The following is a 15,779-nucleotide window of genomic DNA, read 5'->3' on the forward strand; positions in this document are numbered from 1 at the left end:
GAAAGCCACCCCCCACCTTTAGGGCACTTTTTTAATTAATTATTGCTCGTTAATAATTGGGAATAGCAATCCACAGCTATAAAATGTTCAGTGTCTTTAGCGGCTTGATTAGAATCTGGTCTAGAAATTGATAGTAAATGTTTTACTCCAGATTTTTGCGCTGCTTTTAAAACATCTAAATTATCATCAATAAATAAACTTTGTTCTCGCGAAAAAGCTTCAGTCTTCTCGAGTTCATCCCAAAAACCATCTTCTTCTTTGGCGATTCCAATATCGTGCGAAGTGATAATACGATCAAAATATTGTTCTATAGAAATGTATGAAAACTTTACCTCAATGGTTTTTTTGTGCGCATTTGTAAGCAACACAATTCTTTTATTCAAAGCTCGAAGATGTTCAAGAAATTCCACTACATTTTCACGAATAGCAATTTTCTCTGCCACTTCATGTTTTAGACTCACAATATCCATATCCAGATTATCTTGCCAGTAATCAAGACAATACCAGTCTAGAGTGCCAGCAATTGCAGATGTCTTTTTCTCTAACAGCTCACTTGCTTCATTAATGCTCAAATCGTGCTTTTCTGCATAGCGTTTAGGGATATGTTCTAACCAGAAGTGGTTGTCATAGTGTAAATCCAAAAGGGTGCCGTCCATATCAAGAAAAACGGTTGATATGTTTTGCCAATCAATGGGAATTGCCTTCATCTGCCTGTAAACTCCTCAGCCATGAGCGATCAAAAATTGAAAAATAAGTTACCCACCATACATCAAACCAGAAAAGTTGCCAGTAGCCGTTTATTTGAAATAGAAGCATTGGATCTCGAGTTTTCAAACGGCGAAAAACGAGAATATGAACGATTAGTCAGTCGTGGCGTTGGCGCAGTGCTTATTGTCCCTATCCTGCGAAAAGAGGGTCAAGAAGACACCGTGCTATTAATTCGTGAATACGCAGCGGGTACAGAACGCTATGAATTAGCTTTTCCTAAGGGCAAAGTGGAAGTAGGCGAAGAAACCCTGCATGCAGCGAATCGCGAAATTATGGAAGAAGTTGGTTATCAATCAGGTAAACTAACCTTGTTAAAAGCATTGAGTTTAGCGCCTGGTTATTTGGGGCATGTAACTAATATTATTTTGGCTGAAGATTTATCTGAACGTCGTGAAGAAGGTGACGAGCCTGAACAAATTGAAGTGGTTCCGTGGAAGTTAAGTGAAATAGATCAACTCATCGAAAGAGATGATTTTGCAGAAGGTAGAAGTGTGGCGGCAGTGTATTTATTAAAACAACACTTAGCTAAAAACCCATAAACGATAAGAGCCGAAGAAATGAATCAAGAACAGCTATTAATATTATTGCCAGAAATTCGTCGTATCGCAGTAGGTGCGGGTGAAAAAATAATGGAGATTTATAAGAGTGGTTTCGACACAGAAACTAAATCTGATGATTCCCCTGTAACATCGGCAGACCTTGCAGCAAATAAATACATCGACGAAGAATTAAAAAAATTAGACCTGCAATTTCCAATCCTCTCAGAAGAGTCAGCTCATCTTCCTTTTGAAGAGAGAGCGTCAAGAGACACCTACTGGCTGGTCGACCCCCTGGATGGTACTAAAGAGTTTATCAATCGAAGGGATAGCTTTACCGTAAACATTGCTTTAATTGATCAACATAAACCTATTATGGGTGTTGTTTATGCGCCTGCTTTGGGTTTAAGTTATTTTGCCGGTAAAGGTCTTGGGAGTTTTAAGACTAGCGATAAAAGCTCGACTGAACCAGAAGCGATTCATTCTCGTGATGTGCCGGATACTGCTATTTTCGTTGGTAGTCGTTCGCATACGGGCGAAGACATGGTTAAGTTTCTGGAAAATTATGAAGCAGATAATGGCCAGTATGATCTACAGAGCATGGGTAGTTCACTAAAAATGTGTATGGTGGCTGAAGGCAATGCTGATTTGTATCCACGATTATGGCTAACCTCAGAATGGGACACGGCTGCAGCTCACTGTATTTTGAATGAAGCGGGTGGAAAGATCGTGAACATTGATATGTCGCCGTTGCTCTACAACACTAAAGATTCATTATTAAACCCATATTTCTTTGCCATAGGTAATAACTCAGTCGCCTGGAATAAGTACCTTCCCAAGTCTTTGATTGATTCGTAATAGATAATCCAACGCGTCCACTAGCGGAGCATAAATGCTATTTACGTTTTAAAAGAACAAAAACGTAAATAGCATTCATAAGTAGGGGGGTGACCCAAGGGTTTTTCTTCTAGGTATTGATTTGATTAAGCAGTTCAAGTGTCTTACTCGAGTCGTTATAATCCAGTGGTAGATATTCATATCTACCCTCTACCTCCAGCATCATGCTCGGAAATCCCTGCGCGCCAATTTGTCTGGCAAAGGTCATTTCTTCTTCAAGTTGTTGCTGGGTTTCAGCTGAATTAAGGTCAGCTGAGAAAGCTTCTTTGTCTAAGCCTAATGATTCTGCAATGTCGATTAATGTTTCATCATTAGAGGGGTTTTTTGCGTTTAGATAATAGGCTTTTTGAATAGCGTCGATCATCTCGCGCTCGATTTCTGGTTTTTGCTTTCGTGCTGCAATTACCGCTCTGCAAGAAGGGTAGGTCGATCTTCTCGGTTCGCATTCTTGCCAAAAATTAAAGTTGAATTCAGTTCCGGGAATATGTTGCTGGATTCGTTTCCAGTAGCCCGCAATCGCTTCCTGCATTTGCTCTGGCATCGGCTCGTCAGAGTCAGGAGCGAGTCCACCCAACAAGTATTTCACTTCAATATTGTCAGGAAGTTGCGTTCGAATTTTAGACCAGGTAGGGCTAAAGCCCCAGCACCAGCTACACATTGGGTCATGCACATAGTAAAGTATCATGAAGACAAGTATAGGAGACATTTTATGAAACAAAAACTTTTTATTATCGCAATTTTAGTCGCACTGGCAGGCTGTACTCAGGAAACCCAAAACCAGCTCGGTAGAGCATTAAATAACTGGACAGGAACCAATGGAATCCTTGAAGTGTATGCGGGAGAGAAATTAGTCAGACGCTTTATTAAAATAGATAAGCTAAGTACAGCAGGTGGAACTGGTAATGAGGAGCATCGCCCTTATCGATATGGATACGGATATCTCGATAAAAATCTGAATGATATTGTTGATGCAGATGAAAAGAAAAAAATATATTTTGAATTTAGCGACTACTCTACTTCTTATGTTTTCTTTGAAAGCCCTAAATAAGAGCAAAAGCCACCCCCCTACTTTGGGGCATATTTTACGGATACGAGTGTCTTAATTATCGTTAATCTTGCATAAATGTTCTCTCTAGTAATATAACTCTTAATGGTAAATCCATTAGGGGATATAAAAATGAATAAGAAAACCTCGCCGAATATTTCGGCTCTACAAGGTAAAAAAGCCTATTGCGGGCGTAAGCCTTTAACTAAACAGACCGGTTCTATTTTAAGTAAATTGATGCTTATGATCGTCATTGGGGGTATTGGTTATGGGGCTTATATTGCGAATGATAAAGGCTTGATCAACGCGAAAAAATTTACCTCATTAAAAAGCACTATTTCCAATAAGTTCTCAGGTTCTGATAGTTTCAAAGGGTATGGCGTACAGCTAATGGCAACGAAGCAGCTGGAACAAGCAGAAACGGTTATGAATGATTTTGCGCGTGACGGTTATTCGGCATTTGTTTTGGCAAGTCAGTCAAAAGGCCGGACGATTTATAAAGTCCGCCTTGGACCTTATAGCCATAAACCAGAAGCAGTCGCGGTAAAAGATAAAGTGGTGCGTCGTTATCCGCAGAATCCGTTTGTTAAAACAAGTCTGGTTATTTACAAGCCAAACTAAGTGATGGAAACAGATTGAGATTATTTAATTTCAACGACTGTTTTTACAGAATTAGCAATAAAGCATGCTTCGTGAGCAAGGTGGTGAATTTTCGCCTCTTGCTCTTTCGAGGGTGTTTTTCCTGAATACTTGATTTCAGGGTCTAGCACGACTTTCGTCATCGCTAACTTACCTTCTTCGTTTTTCTCTAAAGTACCACTTGCGCTATCTTCATAACTATCAATGATCCATTTATTTTTCGCTGCGAAGGATAAAAAGAACAACATATGGCAACTGGATAGCGAAGCGACGAAAGCTTCTTCAGGGTCGATATTCTCGTCCACAGAATAGGGCAGGGGAACAATATGTGGCGATGAGGACGCGGCGATACTCGTGCCGCTATCGAATACCCATTGATGGGCACGACTATATTTATCATCGGAAAAGGTTTGAGAGCCACGTTGCCAGACGACAGTGGCGTTATAGTGTGAAGCGTTATTCATATTGAAGGCCTCGTAATTTCATAAGCCACCCCCCTACTTTGGGGGTATTTTTCAGGTCAAAATTGACTGAAAACTATTAATGACCCGCCGCCTTCATCTTCTCTAGGCGTTGAGTTGCCAGTTTCACTGCATTCTCATTTTTAGGGAAGTATTTCAAAACATCTTCAAAGGTTCTTCGAGCATAAGGCCAGTTTTTTAGTGCATAAAAGCTATAGCCGAGTTTGATTGCGGCATCTGGGGCTTTGTTACTGTTCTTATACTTTTGTAAAACCTTGATAAATTCATCTACCGCACCTTTGTAGTTATTGTGCGAGTACATGATCTCACCAATCCAGTACTGCGCATTAGCTGCAAGTGGACTATTTGGCTGCATTTTTATGTATTCTTGAAATGCTTTGGTTGCAGCAGTTGGTGAAGAGCCCATCTTATTAAACGCAGCTTGATAGGTTTCTTTCTCGTAATCTGTCGGTGCTCTAGGGCTTGACTGACTAGATCCTGATGCTGTGGTGCTCGCAGTTGGCTCGGGTTTAGCTTCCTCCGTTTTTGCCGCTGCAGGTTTCTCAGCAGCTGGCGTTTTGGCCGCAGGAGGTGTTTGTACTGAAGGTTTTGCCACCTCAGGTTTTGCTACAGGAGTTTCTTTTTTCTCAGGTGTTGCTGCAGGAGTAGCAACGGCAGGTTTGGGATCAACCACTTTCACCGTTGGCTCAGGTTTTGTTTCTGAGCTTGCTGCGCCCTGACTACTACTGGCTTTAATGGTCTTAGAAAGCTCATCAATACGTTCGTCAACATTAAGAAAACCCTGTTTCTGGGTTTTCTTTAATTGTTCGATTTGATTGGTGAGTACTTCATTTTCACCGTGAAGCTCTCTGGTTTTCTGCTCTAACGTTTCTAAGCGCTGAAAAATTTGGATGATTGACTCCGTGTTTACTTCAGCAAAACTCGGAGTAAAAAATACAAATAAACCCAGGATTAGCCCTAAGCTTAAGTTTTTCATAGGATTCCTTTCATTATTTTATTCATCTATTATTTTCGATCTGTTTGTTTCGATCTAGCCCATTTAGTTCTATGGCTTGTCATCTATTGATAATCAATAGTCATCGTATTTGATTTCAACACGACGGTTTTTCTGCCAAGACTCTTGAGATTGTCCACGTACTATCGGGATTTCCTCACCGTAACCTATGGTTTTTATTTGAGAACTAAGTGCCCCTTGAACGCCCATAATATTCTTTACTGATTGCGCACGTGACTCGGATAATGCCACATTATATGCACGTGATCCACGTTCATCAGCGTGGCCTTCCAGACGCATTTTAAGGCTAGGGTATTTTGCCAGTAGTTTAGCGTGCGTATTGATTAGCACCATGTACTCTGGGCGAATAGCGGCTTTATCATAATCGAAGTAAATGATTCGTTGTGAAAGTAAGTTATCAGGGTTGTTTAACCCAGCTAACGTAATATCATTTGTATTATTACCGTTATTTTCACCGGGTAAATAATTAAAGTTAGAACGATCACCCTGACTATCTTTAGAATTAACACCTGAAGCGCCACCAGCACCTACTGTTCCCGTTTTAGTGCCATCTTCAGTGGTAGTTGAGCTGGTGATAGAACCATCAGCTGTAGTATCTTTATCTACATTCTGACTACTACAACCAACAATAGTTAATGCCGATAGTAGAATAGGTAAAACAACTAACTTTGTTCTGATACTTCTCATATTTGATTCCTTTCTTGCGTGTGAATTTGATTATATATTAATCACATAAGGTTGGTGACTTAAGCTTAGTGACTTTAATTTTTTCAGTAAAATTAGTGATTTAAATAAGGAGACCATGCAGGCTCTCTGATATCACCAACTGGAGAGGTTAGAAACTGTCTCGCTTTTGAGTTATCACTGACAACCGCTAGCGAGTTTTCCCCGTTTTTCATGGTTGTGTATGCAACCATCGCGCCATTAGGAGACAGAGTGGGCGATTCGTCTAAGGTTCCATTTGACAGGAAGTCTTTGCCCTCTCCGCTCAGGGATTTAATAGCTACATTGTACGCACCACGATTTCCTGTGATAAATGCCAGTTTCTTGTTGGCGATATCTGCAGCACTGTTGTACTTGCCATCAAAAGTCAGTCTTTTTGCCTTGCCACCTGTTGCCGCAATTTGATACAGCTGCGGGCTGCCACCTCGGTCAGAGGTAAAAACGATCGAATTTGTGCCACTCCAGCTCGGTTCGGTATCAATCGCCGATGAGGTTGTTACGCGGGTAAAATCGCCACTTTTGGCATCAACTATGTAAATATCTGGGCTTCCATTAAATGAAAGACTCATGGCTACTTTAGTTCCATCAGGAGACCATGCCGGCGCGCTATTGCTTCCTTCGCGTGAAGAAAGCATAAATTTCTCACCGGTGAAAATATCCTGAACATAAATAGCAGAACTATTATCTTCAAAAGAGACATAAGCTAGTTTTTTGCCATCGGGTGACCACGCCGGAGACATAATGGGTTGCTTGGAGGTTAAAATAACTTGGGGTTTATGCCCATCAGAATCAGAAACATATAATCTAAATTGACGATTGTCACTGGTTTTATTGGTAACCGTTACATAAGCCAAACGCGTATCAAACGCCCCTTTTTCACGAGTAATTTTTTCGTAAATTTTGTCAGCCGCTTTATGGAAAACACGTCGAGGATTGGTATTTTTAGAGATGGTATAGGTTGTTTTAGCATTATCAGAAGTGCTGATTAATTCAACTTGAAGACCGCCTTCATGCTCTTTGCCACGAACAATATAATCCGTAATATCGTTGTATTCACCGCCGTTTAATTCTCCACCAAAAGCGCTTAAGTTAGTTATTTTTGAACGCTCAATGATAGTGAAACGACCACTACGTTTAAGATCACCTTCAATCACACCTGTCGCGCCACCGGGAATATTCGCGATATATATAGGAATACCGTCGTCGCTGGTTTTAGAGATCGTTAATTCTAACTCTGCAAGCGCAGGGACGCTGCTAGCAAGTAAAACGACAAGCGCTATGGGTTGCAATAGCAAACGGGATAGAGAAGGGGATAGAAAATGCGATAGAAATTTTTTAATCATAATTGATTAGTCCATTTTAAACGTAATAGTTCGATCTGATTTGCTTAAATTATATTTGCTCGGCGGTCTGGGTAACGGTTCTGAGCGTTCGAACGCTTCTTTCACCGATGCGCAAAACTCAGGATTGCCACTACAGGATTTTATCTGTATCCCGCTTGAAATAAAGCCACTATTAGAAATGGTGATTCTAACTTTTGCCTGTTCTCCCTTTGTTCCTGGAGGTGGATGCCAACGCCTTTTTACGTGTTGCTGTATTTTTCCGCCCCATGAAACCAAAGCACCGTATTTAGCTTTTTCTAACGATTTGTTTCTAGCTGCTGCTTCTGCATCAGATTTTCTTTTGGCATCTGCGGCGGCGGCTTCTGCTTTTTTCTTCGCTTGAGCTTCTTGCCATTTACGATGATATTCCGCTTTCTTTGCCGCTAATGCTTCAGCTTTTTCACGTTCAGCCTTTTCTGCTGCTGCTTTGGCTGCCGCTTCTTTTTCTGCCTTTTCTTTCGCAGCCTTAGCACGTTCTGCTTCCTCTGCTTTTCTCTTTTCTGCGAGTTTGCGTTCGGCAGCTTCTTCAGCCTCTTTCTCTTTTTTGCGCTCGGCTGCGAGTGCTGCGGCTTTTTTCTCAGCTTTTTCTTTGGCTAGCCGTTCCTGTTTCTTTTCTTCTGCTCTTTTCTTCGCGGCTTCCTTCTTTGCCGCTTCTTTCTTGGCTTTGTCTTTAGCTTTCTTTTCAGCAAGTTTTTGAGCTTTGCGTTCAGCTTCTTTTTCGGCTTTTTCTTCTGCCTTTTTTTCCGCCGCTTTTTTAGCAGCTAATTTTTTCTCTTTTTCTATTTGCTCAGCTTCTAATTTTGCCGTCTGTTCTTTTTTATCTTGTTCCTTAGCTTCCGCTTCAGCCTGTGCCTTTTCAGCTTGAGCTTTTTCTGCCTCATCTGCTTTTCTTTGGGCTTCTCGTTCTGCGATCGCTTTTTCTTGCTCTGCGGCTTCGCGTTCCAGACGTTCTTCTTCCTGTTTAGCTTCTAACTGAAGACGTTTTTTGTTGTCGGATTCTTTTTTCAGTTTTAATGCCTGAGCTGCAGCTAGTGCCGCTTTTTGTTTTTCAGCCTCAGCTTTCTTTTGTGCTTCGGCTTGTTTTTTTGCTATTTTCTTTTTTTCCGCGGTGGCTTTTTTCTGCGCTTCAGCGATTTTTTGTTGTTCTAGTTTCTCTGCCTTTTCCTTGGCATCCGTCGCTTCTTGCTTCTCTTTGATAATTTGTTTTTCAGACGGTTTTGCTGATTCTTCCTCGGCAACACTATTTGCCTGAGTTTCTAAAGAACCTTCTGTGATAATCGCAATGGGAATTCCGGCTTCATGAAGATCTGGCTTCTCGGACCAATCAAAACTGAAAAAGAATAATCCACCCAATAACAGGTGCAAAATAATTGCGCCTAGTACTGCCCCCGGGTGTCTTAATAGTACTTTTAACATGTCTTTTTATTGCTTATCTTGTAGATAATGTATTAATTATTAGATTCTGGATCTGTCATCCAGCTGATCTTTTTTGCGCCTGCTTTCTGCGCTGCAATCATGGCTCGTGTTACATAAGTATGTATTGCGTTACCATCTGCGCGTATGTATACAGGACGTGTTCCTGTCTCACCTAATTGACCTTTCATTTGTTCGGTTAGTTCAGTGGTACTAATCACCTCATCTGACTCCCCAAGGCTTATTTCCCCATTTTCCCTGATTGATATATACAGAGGCGGTTGCTTGCTGTCGCTCTCTAACATCGCTGCATCGGCGTCTGGCATATTCACATTAACGCCAGATTGCATCATTGGAGCCGTTACCATAAAGATGACCAATAGCACGAGCATGACGTCGATATAAGGTACGACGTTCATCTCTGCCATAGCGCGACGTTTTTTAAAACGACGAGACATTACTGAGCATCCTTCTTGATGTGCGCCTGGCGCTCTAACAAGGTGGTAAATTCTTCACGGAAGTTTTCATAACGAACGGCTATACGATCGACTTTATCGCTGAATCGGTTGTAGGCAATTACCGCAGGAATCGCCGCGAATAAACCAATTGCAGTTGCAATCAAGGCTTCTGCAATTCCGGGAGCGACTACCGCTAGCGTTGCCTGTTTCATCTCACTTAAAGAAATGAATGAATTCATGATTCCCCATACCGTTCCGAACAGACCAATATACGGACTGGTAGAACCGACGGTTGCTAAGAAAGACAGGTTTTGTTCAAGCTTATCCATTTCGCGGGTTTCTGCAACTCGCATGGCACGGTGAGCTGTATCAGTTGGCGGTAAGTGCCTAGGTGTTGCACCTTTGTTTAAGCGCGCATATTCGTGATAGCCATTAAAAAAGATCGCGGCCATGCCATCTTTATCGCTACGATTAGCCAGATCGCTATAGAGTTTATTAAGAGAGATTCCACTCCAGAAGCGGTCTTCAAAAATTTCGAGTTTTTTCTGTGCTTTGCTCAATTGACTGCTTTTTATCAACATCAATGTCCATGATGCGAGTGAAGCTAAAACTAAAATGGCCATTACCACCTTAACGATAAGGCTGGCGTCCATAATGAGTTTTAAAATAGTTTGGTCAAATGACATTTTGTATTCTCTCTAAAATATTTTTTGGTACGCGTTTCGGTTTGAACTTAATGGTATCGACACTGACTACGGTGACGTTTCCAATTGCTAAGGTTTCGTAACGTTTTTCTGACGTTTTTTCTTCAGAACCATCTCTGTCATCGGCATCTTTTACTTCACGAAGTATCTTTTGTTCAAAGGTGATACTGGTGTTTCCCAGCTTTAAGATTTCAGCGGAGACAAAAAGTTCGTCATTAAATAGCGCAGGACGTAAATAATCACAATTGAGTGCTTTTACCACGAAGATTACATGCTGCTCTTCAGAGAGCACATCCAATTCATAACCTAGGTGTCTAAGCCACTCAGTACGGGCTCTTTCGAAGAAACTGATGTAATTCGAATGATACACAACACCACCTGCATCGGTGTCTTCGTAGTAGACACGAACCGGGAAAGTAAATGTGTCCGAATGAATGGGTTTAGCGATAGCTTGCTTGTTTTTTGATCTATTTATATCTGTCATGGCGCAATCCTATCACATACTTCTTAGAAGTGATTAAATGAAAAAAGGCCTCCAAAGTAGGGGGGTGGCTTTCATTTATTATCTACTTTTCAGTTTTAGATAAACGTTTCGCTATACGAACCATTTGAGCCAATTCAACTTCTAATTCATCTCTTTTCGTTTCTAAGTAAGCCTTGAGGTCTTGCTTGCGCATAAACAGAAAAAAGACTTTCAGATTTACCAATGTACGGCGGTATTCTCCTTGTAATGATATCGCGACCACCGCGCTGATAAAGAGACTGGTGAGATAGATAATCGCCCAGTGCAAACTGAAGTTGTCGTATATGAGGTAGCTCTGGATTCCCCAGAATAAACTAAAGGCAGACATCCCAATCAGAACACGCGCTGTGTCGTACTGATCTACGTCTTTTGATAATTTTCGGGTTAAATATTCTGTAAGCTTAAACGGGATAATGCTGTTTAGAATTCCCCATAGCGCAATTGGGAAACCGATCAAAACGATACCCAGAGTCCTTAAGGTGTACAGGATCAAAAATAGCGGTTTGTAATTAACCGCAAGGTGGTAATGGTCGATACCGCAGGCATCACAGAGGCGTTCGAACATGCGCATTTTGCTCATCAGGCTGCGTACTTTGTCTGGCTCGTGCTGTTGTAATAAATCCTGTGCTTCTATGAGTCGTTGAAGTGCGGTAAAACGTTGGGTGAGACTGGTTTTTCGTCGTTTGCCACCGCGCAACGCAAAAAAGCGTTCTAGTCGATGAACCAATGCCATGTCTTTCCAGGATTTAGTATTTAAGGTAACCGACTCAATCCCTTGTTTAACGCGTAAAGTAATCAAGCGAACGGCATCTTGCTCGCTCATTTCTTCATCTACAGATAGATCAATGGCTTTACCGTAACGCACTAAAACTTCGGTTCTAGCACGCTTCTTTCGTGTAAAAGTCATGCCTACAGGAATAACGACAGGGGCAACGCCATTGGCTTTGATTGCTCCAAGCGCCATACGCGCTGCACCTGTTTTGATCTCCTGAACATAAGGATTGGCGTGGCTTTGCCCTTCAGGGAAAATAACAATCGTCTCTTTTTCAGCCAACAGCTTATAAACTTGCGAAAAGCTGTCTTCGTTTTTAGAGGTATCGCTGGTTTCGGTATTGCGTCGATAAATCGGCACCGCCCCAATAGTTTGCAAAATAGGCCTGAGAATGGGGTTTTCGAATAAGCCGCTGCGGGCTAAGGGTCGAATGTTTCTTTTGGTTGATGCTTGCAATACAACACCGTCAATCAATGCGTTCACATGATTAGCGCACAAGATGACGCCCGCATCATTCGGAATAGTCTCTTCACCGCTGACTTCAAAACGACTGTAGAAGGTGTTGATGACAAAACGCCCGAATCGTTTCCATGCGGATAAAAAACCACGTCTAACTCTTGATTGTTTTTGTGGTTTTTTATCAGGTGCTTGCATGAAAGGATAATAGCAAACCTTTGTCTGACTACCTACAGTCTAAAAAGTAGCTATAGATAGAGAGATGGAATTAGATATAATCTCGCTAAATTGAATTAGAGATATAGCATGAGCGATAAAAACATCTACGAAAACCTGCAACAATTAGGTGGGGATACAAAACTGCCTGATTCTCCAGAGACTGCGATTTTAGAAAGTGTAGAAAATCCACAGTCAGACGTTGATTATGTGGTGCGTTTTACCGCACCAGAATTTACATCATTATGCCCAATGACGGCTCAACCCGATTTCGCCCATTTAATGATTGATTATATTCCAGATCAGAAATTGGTAGAGAGTAAATCACTAAAGCTATTTCTTGGTGCATTTAGAAATCACGGCGCATTTCATGAAGATTGTACGGTAAGTATCGCGCGCCGCATTATTGATGAAATTGCCCCGAAGTGGTTACGCATCGGCGGTTACTGGTATCCACGTGGCGGCATACCGATTGACGTATTTTTTGCGCAAGGCGAAATCCCGAAAGGTGTCTGGGTGCCAGAGCAGGGCGTTCCGCCTTATAGAGGTAGAGGGTAAAATAGAATAAGTCACCCCCCTACTTTGAGGGGGTTTTTTATAGAAGTTGTAATAGTAATATCGAGTTACTCTGTAACCAGCGCTACTCGAATCGCATCCAGCTTCAATTGTGCATTTGCTAAATAACCCGCTAACGCTTTCTGGTTTTCTTCCAGTTGCGTAATTTCTTCAGCACGAATATTCGGATTCACTTTAGCCAAAGCCTGCAGTCTTTCTAAATCATCTTTCGCTGTCACTGCAAATCTTTGTTGTGCTTCCTCGATGATTTTTGCTTGTTGAGGCTTCGCTAATTTATTCGCAGTATCGATCAATGTTTGAATTTGAGGACGCGCATGCTGGATTAAATCTTGCGTAGTGCGTTTGTTAACACGCTCTGCCAATTGATTAATCTGTTGATGCTTAAGGAATTTACTCAAATCACGATTGTGGTTATCAACCGCAACTCTAACGCTGGATACAGGCAGATAACGATGCACTTGTAAGAAGCTGGGTGCAGGACAATTAATCGTATAAATTGACTCTAAAATCAGCGTTCCAGCAGGGACTTGCGCTTTTTTCAGTGCGATTGAGCAGAATGTCGCGTTACCAAATTCACTGGTTAAAATCATATCAATTGCGCCAGTCACCATCGGGTGTTCCCAGCTAATAAAGTGCATATCTTCGCGAGATAGCGCTAAATCACGTTGATAGGTGGCGGTTAAGCCCTCATCGCTTAAGCCCGGAAAGTCGGAATTGATCATGTGATCGGTTGGCTTAAGGATAAAGCTATCAATACCATGACCTTGCTGATCTACACCATATTCATCAAAAACCGCATCCATATAGCCACTTAATTCAGCCGTATTCATGGTGGTGATTAATTCATCGATGACTTCTTCAGCATGCTCTTTATTGCACGAATTTAATTCTAATAAACGATCTCGACCTTGCTGCATTTGCTCGAGTGTTTCATCTGCTAATGCTTTGCTTCGAGTAATGAGGTCTTCAAAGTTATCATTGTCTGTAGTAATCAATTCACGGCGTAATTCATTCTCGAACACTTCGAAAATGCTGTGACCCACCGGGCAAACATGTTGAAAAGCGTTTAAGCCTTGGTGATACCAGTTGAGCAATTTTTCTTGCGCTGTATCTTTGAAATAAGGCGCATGTATTTTAATCGTGCTGGTTTGCCCAATACGATCAAGACGACCAATACGCTGCTCTAACAAATCCGGATTTAGGGGTAAATCGAATAAGATCAGGTGATGTGCGAACTGGAAGTTCCTGCCTTCACTGCCTATTTCAGAACACAAAAGAATCTGCGCGCCGATTTCTCCATCTTTCGCTTGTGCAGCGAAATAAGCGGCCGCTCTATCACGCTCGATAATGTTCAAGCCTTCGTGGAAGGCTGTCGCGTTTATTGATGTTCTTAAACGTAAGTGCTCTTCAAGCGCTAGAGCTGTTTCAGCATGAGCACAAATTAACAGTACTTTGTCTTTTGGATTTTCAATCAGCCAGTCTTCTAACCACTCGACACGAGGGTCTTCAGCTAACCAGTTGTCGGCATCATGTCCATTTTCAGGATGTAATTGTTGCTCAAGGTCATTTGAGTCAGCGGCGTAAATCTCAGGCGCTTCCAAGGCATAGCTATGCAGTTCGCGTTCTGGAAATCCACCTACTGAATCACGTGTGTTTCGGTAAAGCACTCTGCCAGTACCGTGTCGATCCAGCAGATCTTGAATGAGGTGATCGGTTTCGTAGTCTTTTTGGTAGCTGGCAACAGCTTCTTTACCGAGGTATTTTTCTAGTTCAGCGAGCATTTTCGTATCGTTAGGTTCGCTGTTTTCATCTTGCAGCCATTGCACTAAATCATTGACTGGTTTGTAGTTTTTCTCTTCTTCGACGTATTTGTGTAAATCGTAAAAACGATCAGGGTCTAACAGGCGTAATCGAGCGAAATGACCCTCAACACCTAATTGTTCAGGAGTTGCTGTAAGCAATAATAAGCTAGGAATTTTTGAAGCGAGTGACTCAATGCACAGGTATTCATTACTGGTGTGTTTTTCACTCCAGTTTAAGTGATGTGCCTCATCGACAATCATCATGTCCCAGCCAGCATCAGCCGCTTGCTGGTGACGCATTGGATTTTCAGTAAGGAAAGATAAACTGCACAGGACTAATTGGGCGCTTTCGAAGGGATTGATGTGAGTTTCTTCGTCACCTTCATCTTCAATCGCAAAACATCGCTCTTCATCTAAAACGGTAAAATGCAGATTAAAACGACGTAGCATTTCAACAAGCCATTGATGAGTGAGTGTTTCGGGCACAACAATCAGTGCGCGTTTAACGCGTTCCGTAAGAATTTGTTGATGCAGAATCAAACCCGCTTCGATGGTTTTACCCAAGCCAACTTCATCAGCCAGTAGCACGCGTGGTGCATGACGACGAGCCACTTGGTGAGCGATATAAAGCTGATGCGATAAAGGTTGAATACGTGGACCAGCAAGTCCGTAACTATCTGATTGTTGCTGGCGATGCAGATGCTCTTGTGTAGCCACACGAAGTTCAAAGTGCGTGGTTTTATCTACTTGGCCGGCAAATAAACGATCTTGTGGCTGACTGAACTGAGAAAAACTATCCAGTTCCAACTCATGAATCTGTACTTCTTCACCGTTTTCATCAATGCCTTTATAGACAATGCAATGATTATGCTCTGAATGACCCGTGATATTAATTTTACTGCCTTCACCTTCGGTGCTGATCACTTCACCAACAGGGTACTTAACGCGATTCAAAGGAGCATTGTCAGTCGCATAAACGCGAGTTTCATCAACAGCAGGAAAGATAATAGTCAGATGGCGACCTTCAACCTTTTCGATAAAGCCTATGCCGAGCGCTGCTTCCGTATTACTAACCCAACGTTGGCCGGGATGAAATTCTTTAATCATGCGTTTTAGTCCTAAAAATCAGGGTGGCTATTCTGAATAAAAATACCAGCAGGTCAAGCTTAAATCTATAGAAAGTGCCTTACAGAGCATAAATTGCAATATCATTTTTAAAAAACAAAAATGAGTTGCCATTTCGTCACGCATCAGCACGTTTTGCCATTTAGAAAAGGGATGAAAAAAACGCCACGAAAGATACTCTGTTCACCGTCAAGTAAATAATCCCATTTCGAATAGAAAAAACTAATGGATCACGATGCTACTAAAT

At 41.8% G+C, this 15,779-nt stretch carries 17 protein-coding genes; 5 read left to right on the forward strand and 12 right to left on the reverse strand.

The window, feature by feature from the left end; translation table 11 throughout:
- Positions 1–35: 35 nt before the first annotated feature.
- Entirely contained in the window at positions 36–707 is a 672-nt protein-coding gene (gene yrfG, locus Q1A31_RS16535) for a GMP/IMP nucleotidase (RefSeq protein ID WP_299879302.1), read from the reverse strand.
- Between the two features lie 21 nt (positions 708–728).
- Between yrfG and nudE the strand changes: the two genes are divergently transcribed.
- Positions 729–1,307, forward strand: coding sequence for an ADP compounds hydrolase NudE (gene nudE / locus Q1A31_RS16540; RefSeq protein WP_299879305.1), 579 nt, complete (start codon positions 729–731; stop codon positions 1,305–1,307).
- 18 nt (positions 1,308–1,325) lie between these two features.
- Positions 1,326–2,162: a 3'(2'),5'-bisphosphate nucleotidase CysQ gene (gene cysQ / locus Q1A31_RS16545; protein ID WP_299879308.1), complete on the forward strand. Its 837-nt coding sequence runs from the start codon at positions 1,326–1,328 to the stop codon at positions 2,160–2,162.
- Positions 2,163–2,271: 109 nt separating this feature from the next.
- On the opposite strand, the gene Q1A31_RS16550 is transcribed toward cysQ, so the two are convergent.
- Positions 2,272–2,907, reverse strand: coding sequence for a DsbA family protein (locus Q1A31_RS16550; protein ID WP_299879311.1), 636 nt, complete (start codon positions 2,905–2,907; stop codon positions 2,272–2,274).
- A gap of 3 nt (positions 2,908–2,910) precedes the next feature.
- Here Q1A31_RS16550 and Q1A31_RS16555 point away from each other — a divergent pair, with 3 nt between their 5' ends.
- Both Q1A31_RS16555 and Q1A31_RS16560 read left to right on the forward strand, forming a co-directional pair.
- Positions 2,911–3,249, forward strand: a complete 339-nt coding sequence (locus Q1A31_RS16555; protein WP_131904586.1) for a hypothetical protein — start codon at positions 2,911–2,913, stop codon at positions 3,247–3,249.
- A gap of 129 nt (positions 3,250–3,378) precedes the next feature.
- Positions 3,379–3,867, forward strand: coding sequence for an SPOR domain-containing protein (locus Q1A31_RS16560; RefSeq protein WP_165874609.1), 489 nt, complete (start codon positions 3,379–3,381; stop codon positions 3,865–3,867).
- Positions 3,868–3,887: 20 nt separating this feature from the next.
- Here the strand turns inward: Q1A31_RS16560 and Q1A31_RS16565 are convergent, their stop codons facing one another.
- The 9 genes from Q1A31_RS16565 to Q1A31_RS16605 form a co-directional block, all read right to left on the reverse strand.
- A complete protein-coding gene (locus tag Q1A31_RS16565) occupies positions 3,888–4,349 on the reverse strand; it encodes an OsmC family protein (protein WP_299879321.1) in 462 nt (153 codons plus the stop codon).
- A 76-nt stretch (positions 4,350–4,425) separates the two neighbouring features.
- Positions 4,426–5,343, reverse strand: a complete 918-nt coding sequence (gene ybgF, locus Q1A31_RS16570) for a tol-pal system protein YbgF (protein WP_299879324.1) — start codon at positions 5,341–5,343, stop codon at positions 4,426–4,428.
- 93 nt (positions 5,344–5,436) lie between these two features.
- Positions 5,437–6,069 carry an OmpA family protein gene (locus Q1A31_RS16575; protein ID WP_131904582.1) on the reverse strand — a complete coding sequence of 211 codons (633 nt, stop codon included), beginning with the start codon at positions 6,067–6,069 and terminating at the stop codon, positions 5,437–5,439.
- A 92-nt stretch (positions 6,070–6,161) separates the two neighbouring features.
- A complete protein-coding gene (gene tolB / locus Q1A31_RS16580; protein WP_299879328.1) occupies positions 6,162–7,448 on the reverse strand; it encodes a Tol-Pal system beta propeller repeat protein TolB in 1,287 nt (428 codons plus the stop codon).
- Positions 7,449–7,454: 6 nt separating this feature from the next.
- Positions 7,455–8,903, reverse strand: a complete 1,449-nt coding sequence (gene tolA / locus Q1A31_RS16585; RefSeq protein ID WP_299879331.1) for a cell envelope integrity protein TolA — start codon at positions 8,901–8,903, stop codon at positions 7,455–7,457.
- A 32-nt stretch (positions 8,904–8,935) separates the two neighbouring features.
- Positions 8,936–9,358, reverse strand: a complete 423-nt coding sequence (locus Q1A31_RS16590; RefSeq protein ID WP_131904579.1) for an ExbD/TolR family protein — start codon at positions 9,356–9,358, stop codon at positions 8,936–8,938.
- Complete coding sequence (gene tolQ, locus Q1A31_RS16595; RefSeq protein WP_131904578.1) at positions 9,358–10,044, reverse strand: protein TolQ; 687 nt, start codon at positions 10,042–10,044, stop codon at positions 9,358–9,360. Before tolQ ends, Q1A31_RS16590 begins: the two co-directional genes overlap by 1 nt.
- On the reverse strand, positions 10,034–10,546 hold the full coding sequence (locus Q1A31_RS16600; protein WP_299879337.1) for a YbgC/FadM family acyl-CoA thioesterase: 513 nt from the start codon (positions 10,544–10,546) through the stop codon (positions 10,034–10,036). Before Q1A31_RS16600 ends, tolQ begins: the two co-directional genes overlap by 11 nt.
- A gap of 82 nt (positions 10,547–10,628) precedes the next feature.
- Positions 10,629–12,011, reverse strand: a complete 1,383-nt coding sequence (locus Q1A31_RS16605; protein WP_299879340.1) for a 1-acyl-sn-glycerol-3-phosphate acyltransferase — start codon at positions 12,009–12,011, stop codon at positions 10,629–10,631.
- 108 nt (positions 12,012–12,119) lie between these two features.
- Here Q1A31_RS16605 and queF point away from each other — a divergent pair, with 108 nt between their 5' ends.
- The gene (gene queF / locus Q1A31_RS16610) at positions 12,120–12,587 is read left to right on the forward strand and encodes a preQ(1) synthase (RefSeq protein ID WP_131904575.1); all 468 of its coding nucleotides are present in this window, start codon (positions 12,120–12,122) and stop codon (positions 12,585–12,587) included.
- A 65-nt stretch (positions 12,588–12,652) separates the two neighbouring features.
- Here queF and rapA read toward each other — a convergent pair whose 3' ends face one another.
- Complete coding sequence (gene rapA, locus Q1A31_RS16615; RefSeq protein WP_299879345.1) at positions 12,653–15,514, reverse strand: RNA polymerase-associated protein RapA; 2,862 nt, start codon at positions 15,512–15,514, stop codon at positions 12,653–12,655.
- Positions 15,515–15,779: the final 265 nt, after the last annotated feature.

The organism is uncultured Cocleimonas sp., assembly GCF_947495625.1.
Lineage (GTDB): Bacteria > Pseudomonadota > Gammaproteobacteria > Thiotrichales > Thiotrichaceae > Cocleimonas.

Excerpts from the sequence above, each read along its gene's own strand:
- yrfG (WP_299879302.1), bottom strand. The coding sequence starts at position 707 with ATGAAGGCAATTCCCATTGATTGGCAAAACATATCAACCGTTTTTCTT.
- nudE (WP_299879305.1), top strand. The coding sequence starts at position 729 with ATGAGCGATCAAAAATTGAAAAATAAGTTACCCACCATACATCAAACC.
- cysQ (WP_299879308.1), top strand. The coding sequence starts at position 1,326 with ATGAATCAAGAACAGCTATTAATATTATTGCCAGAAATTCGTCGTATC.
- Q1A31_RS16550 (WP_299879311.1), bottom strand. The coding sequence starts at position 2,907 with ATGTCTCCTATACTTGTCTTCATGATACTTTACTATGTGCATGACCCA.
- Q1A31_RS16555 (WP_131904586.1), top strand. The coding sequence starts at position 2,911 with ATGAAACAAAAACTTTTTATTATCGCAATTTTAGTCGCACTGGCAGGC.
- Q1A31_RS16560 (WP_165874609.1), top strand. The coding sequence starts at position 3,379 with ATGAATAAGAAAACCTCGCCGAATATTTCGGCTCTACAAGGTAAAAAA.
- Q1A31_RS16565 (WP_299879321.1), bottom strand. The coding sequence starts at position 4,349 with ATGAATAACGCTTCACACTATAACGCCACTGTCGTCTGGCAACGTGGC.
- ybgF (WP_299879324.1), bottom strand. The coding sequence starts at position 5,343 with ATGAAAAACTTAAGCTTAGGGCTAATCCTGGGTTTATTTGTATTTTTT.
- Q1A31_RS16575 (WP_131904582.1), bottom strand. The coding sequence starts at position 6,069 with ATGAGAAGTATCAGAACAAAGTTAGTTGTTTTACCTATTCTACTATCG.
- tolB (WP_299879328.1), bottom strand. The coding sequence starts at position 7,448 with ATGATTAAAAAATTTCTATCGCATTTTCTATCCCCTTCTCTATCCCGT.
- tolA (WP_299879331.1), bottom strand. The coding sequence starts at position 8,903 with ATGTTAAAAGTACTATTAAGACACCCGGGGGCAGTACTAGGCGCAATT.
- Q1A31_RS16590 (WP_131904579.1), bottom strand. The coding sequence starts at position 9,358 with ATGTCTCGTCGTTTTAAAAAACGTCGCGCTATGGCAGAGATGAACGTC.
- tolQ (WP_131904578.1), bottom strand. The coding sequence starts at position 10,044 with ATGTCATTTGACCAAACTATTTTAAAACTCATTATGGACGCCAGCCTT.
- Q1A31_RS16600 (WP_299879337.1), bottom strand. The coding sequence starts at position 10,546 with ATGACAGATATAAATAGATCAAAAAACAAGCAAGCTATCGCTAAACCC.
- Q1A31_RS16605 (WP_299879340.1), bottom strand. The coding sequence starts at position 12,011 with ATGCAAGCACCTGATAAAAAACCACAAAAACAATCAAGAGTTAGACGT.
- queF (WP_131904575.1), top strand. The coding sequence starts at position 12,120 with ATGAGCGATAAAAACATCTACGAAAACCTGCAACAATTAGGTGGGGAT.
- rapA (WP_299879345.1), bottom strand. The coding sequence starts at position 15,514 with ATGATTAAAGAATTTCATCCCGGCCAACGTTGGGTTAGTAATACGGAA.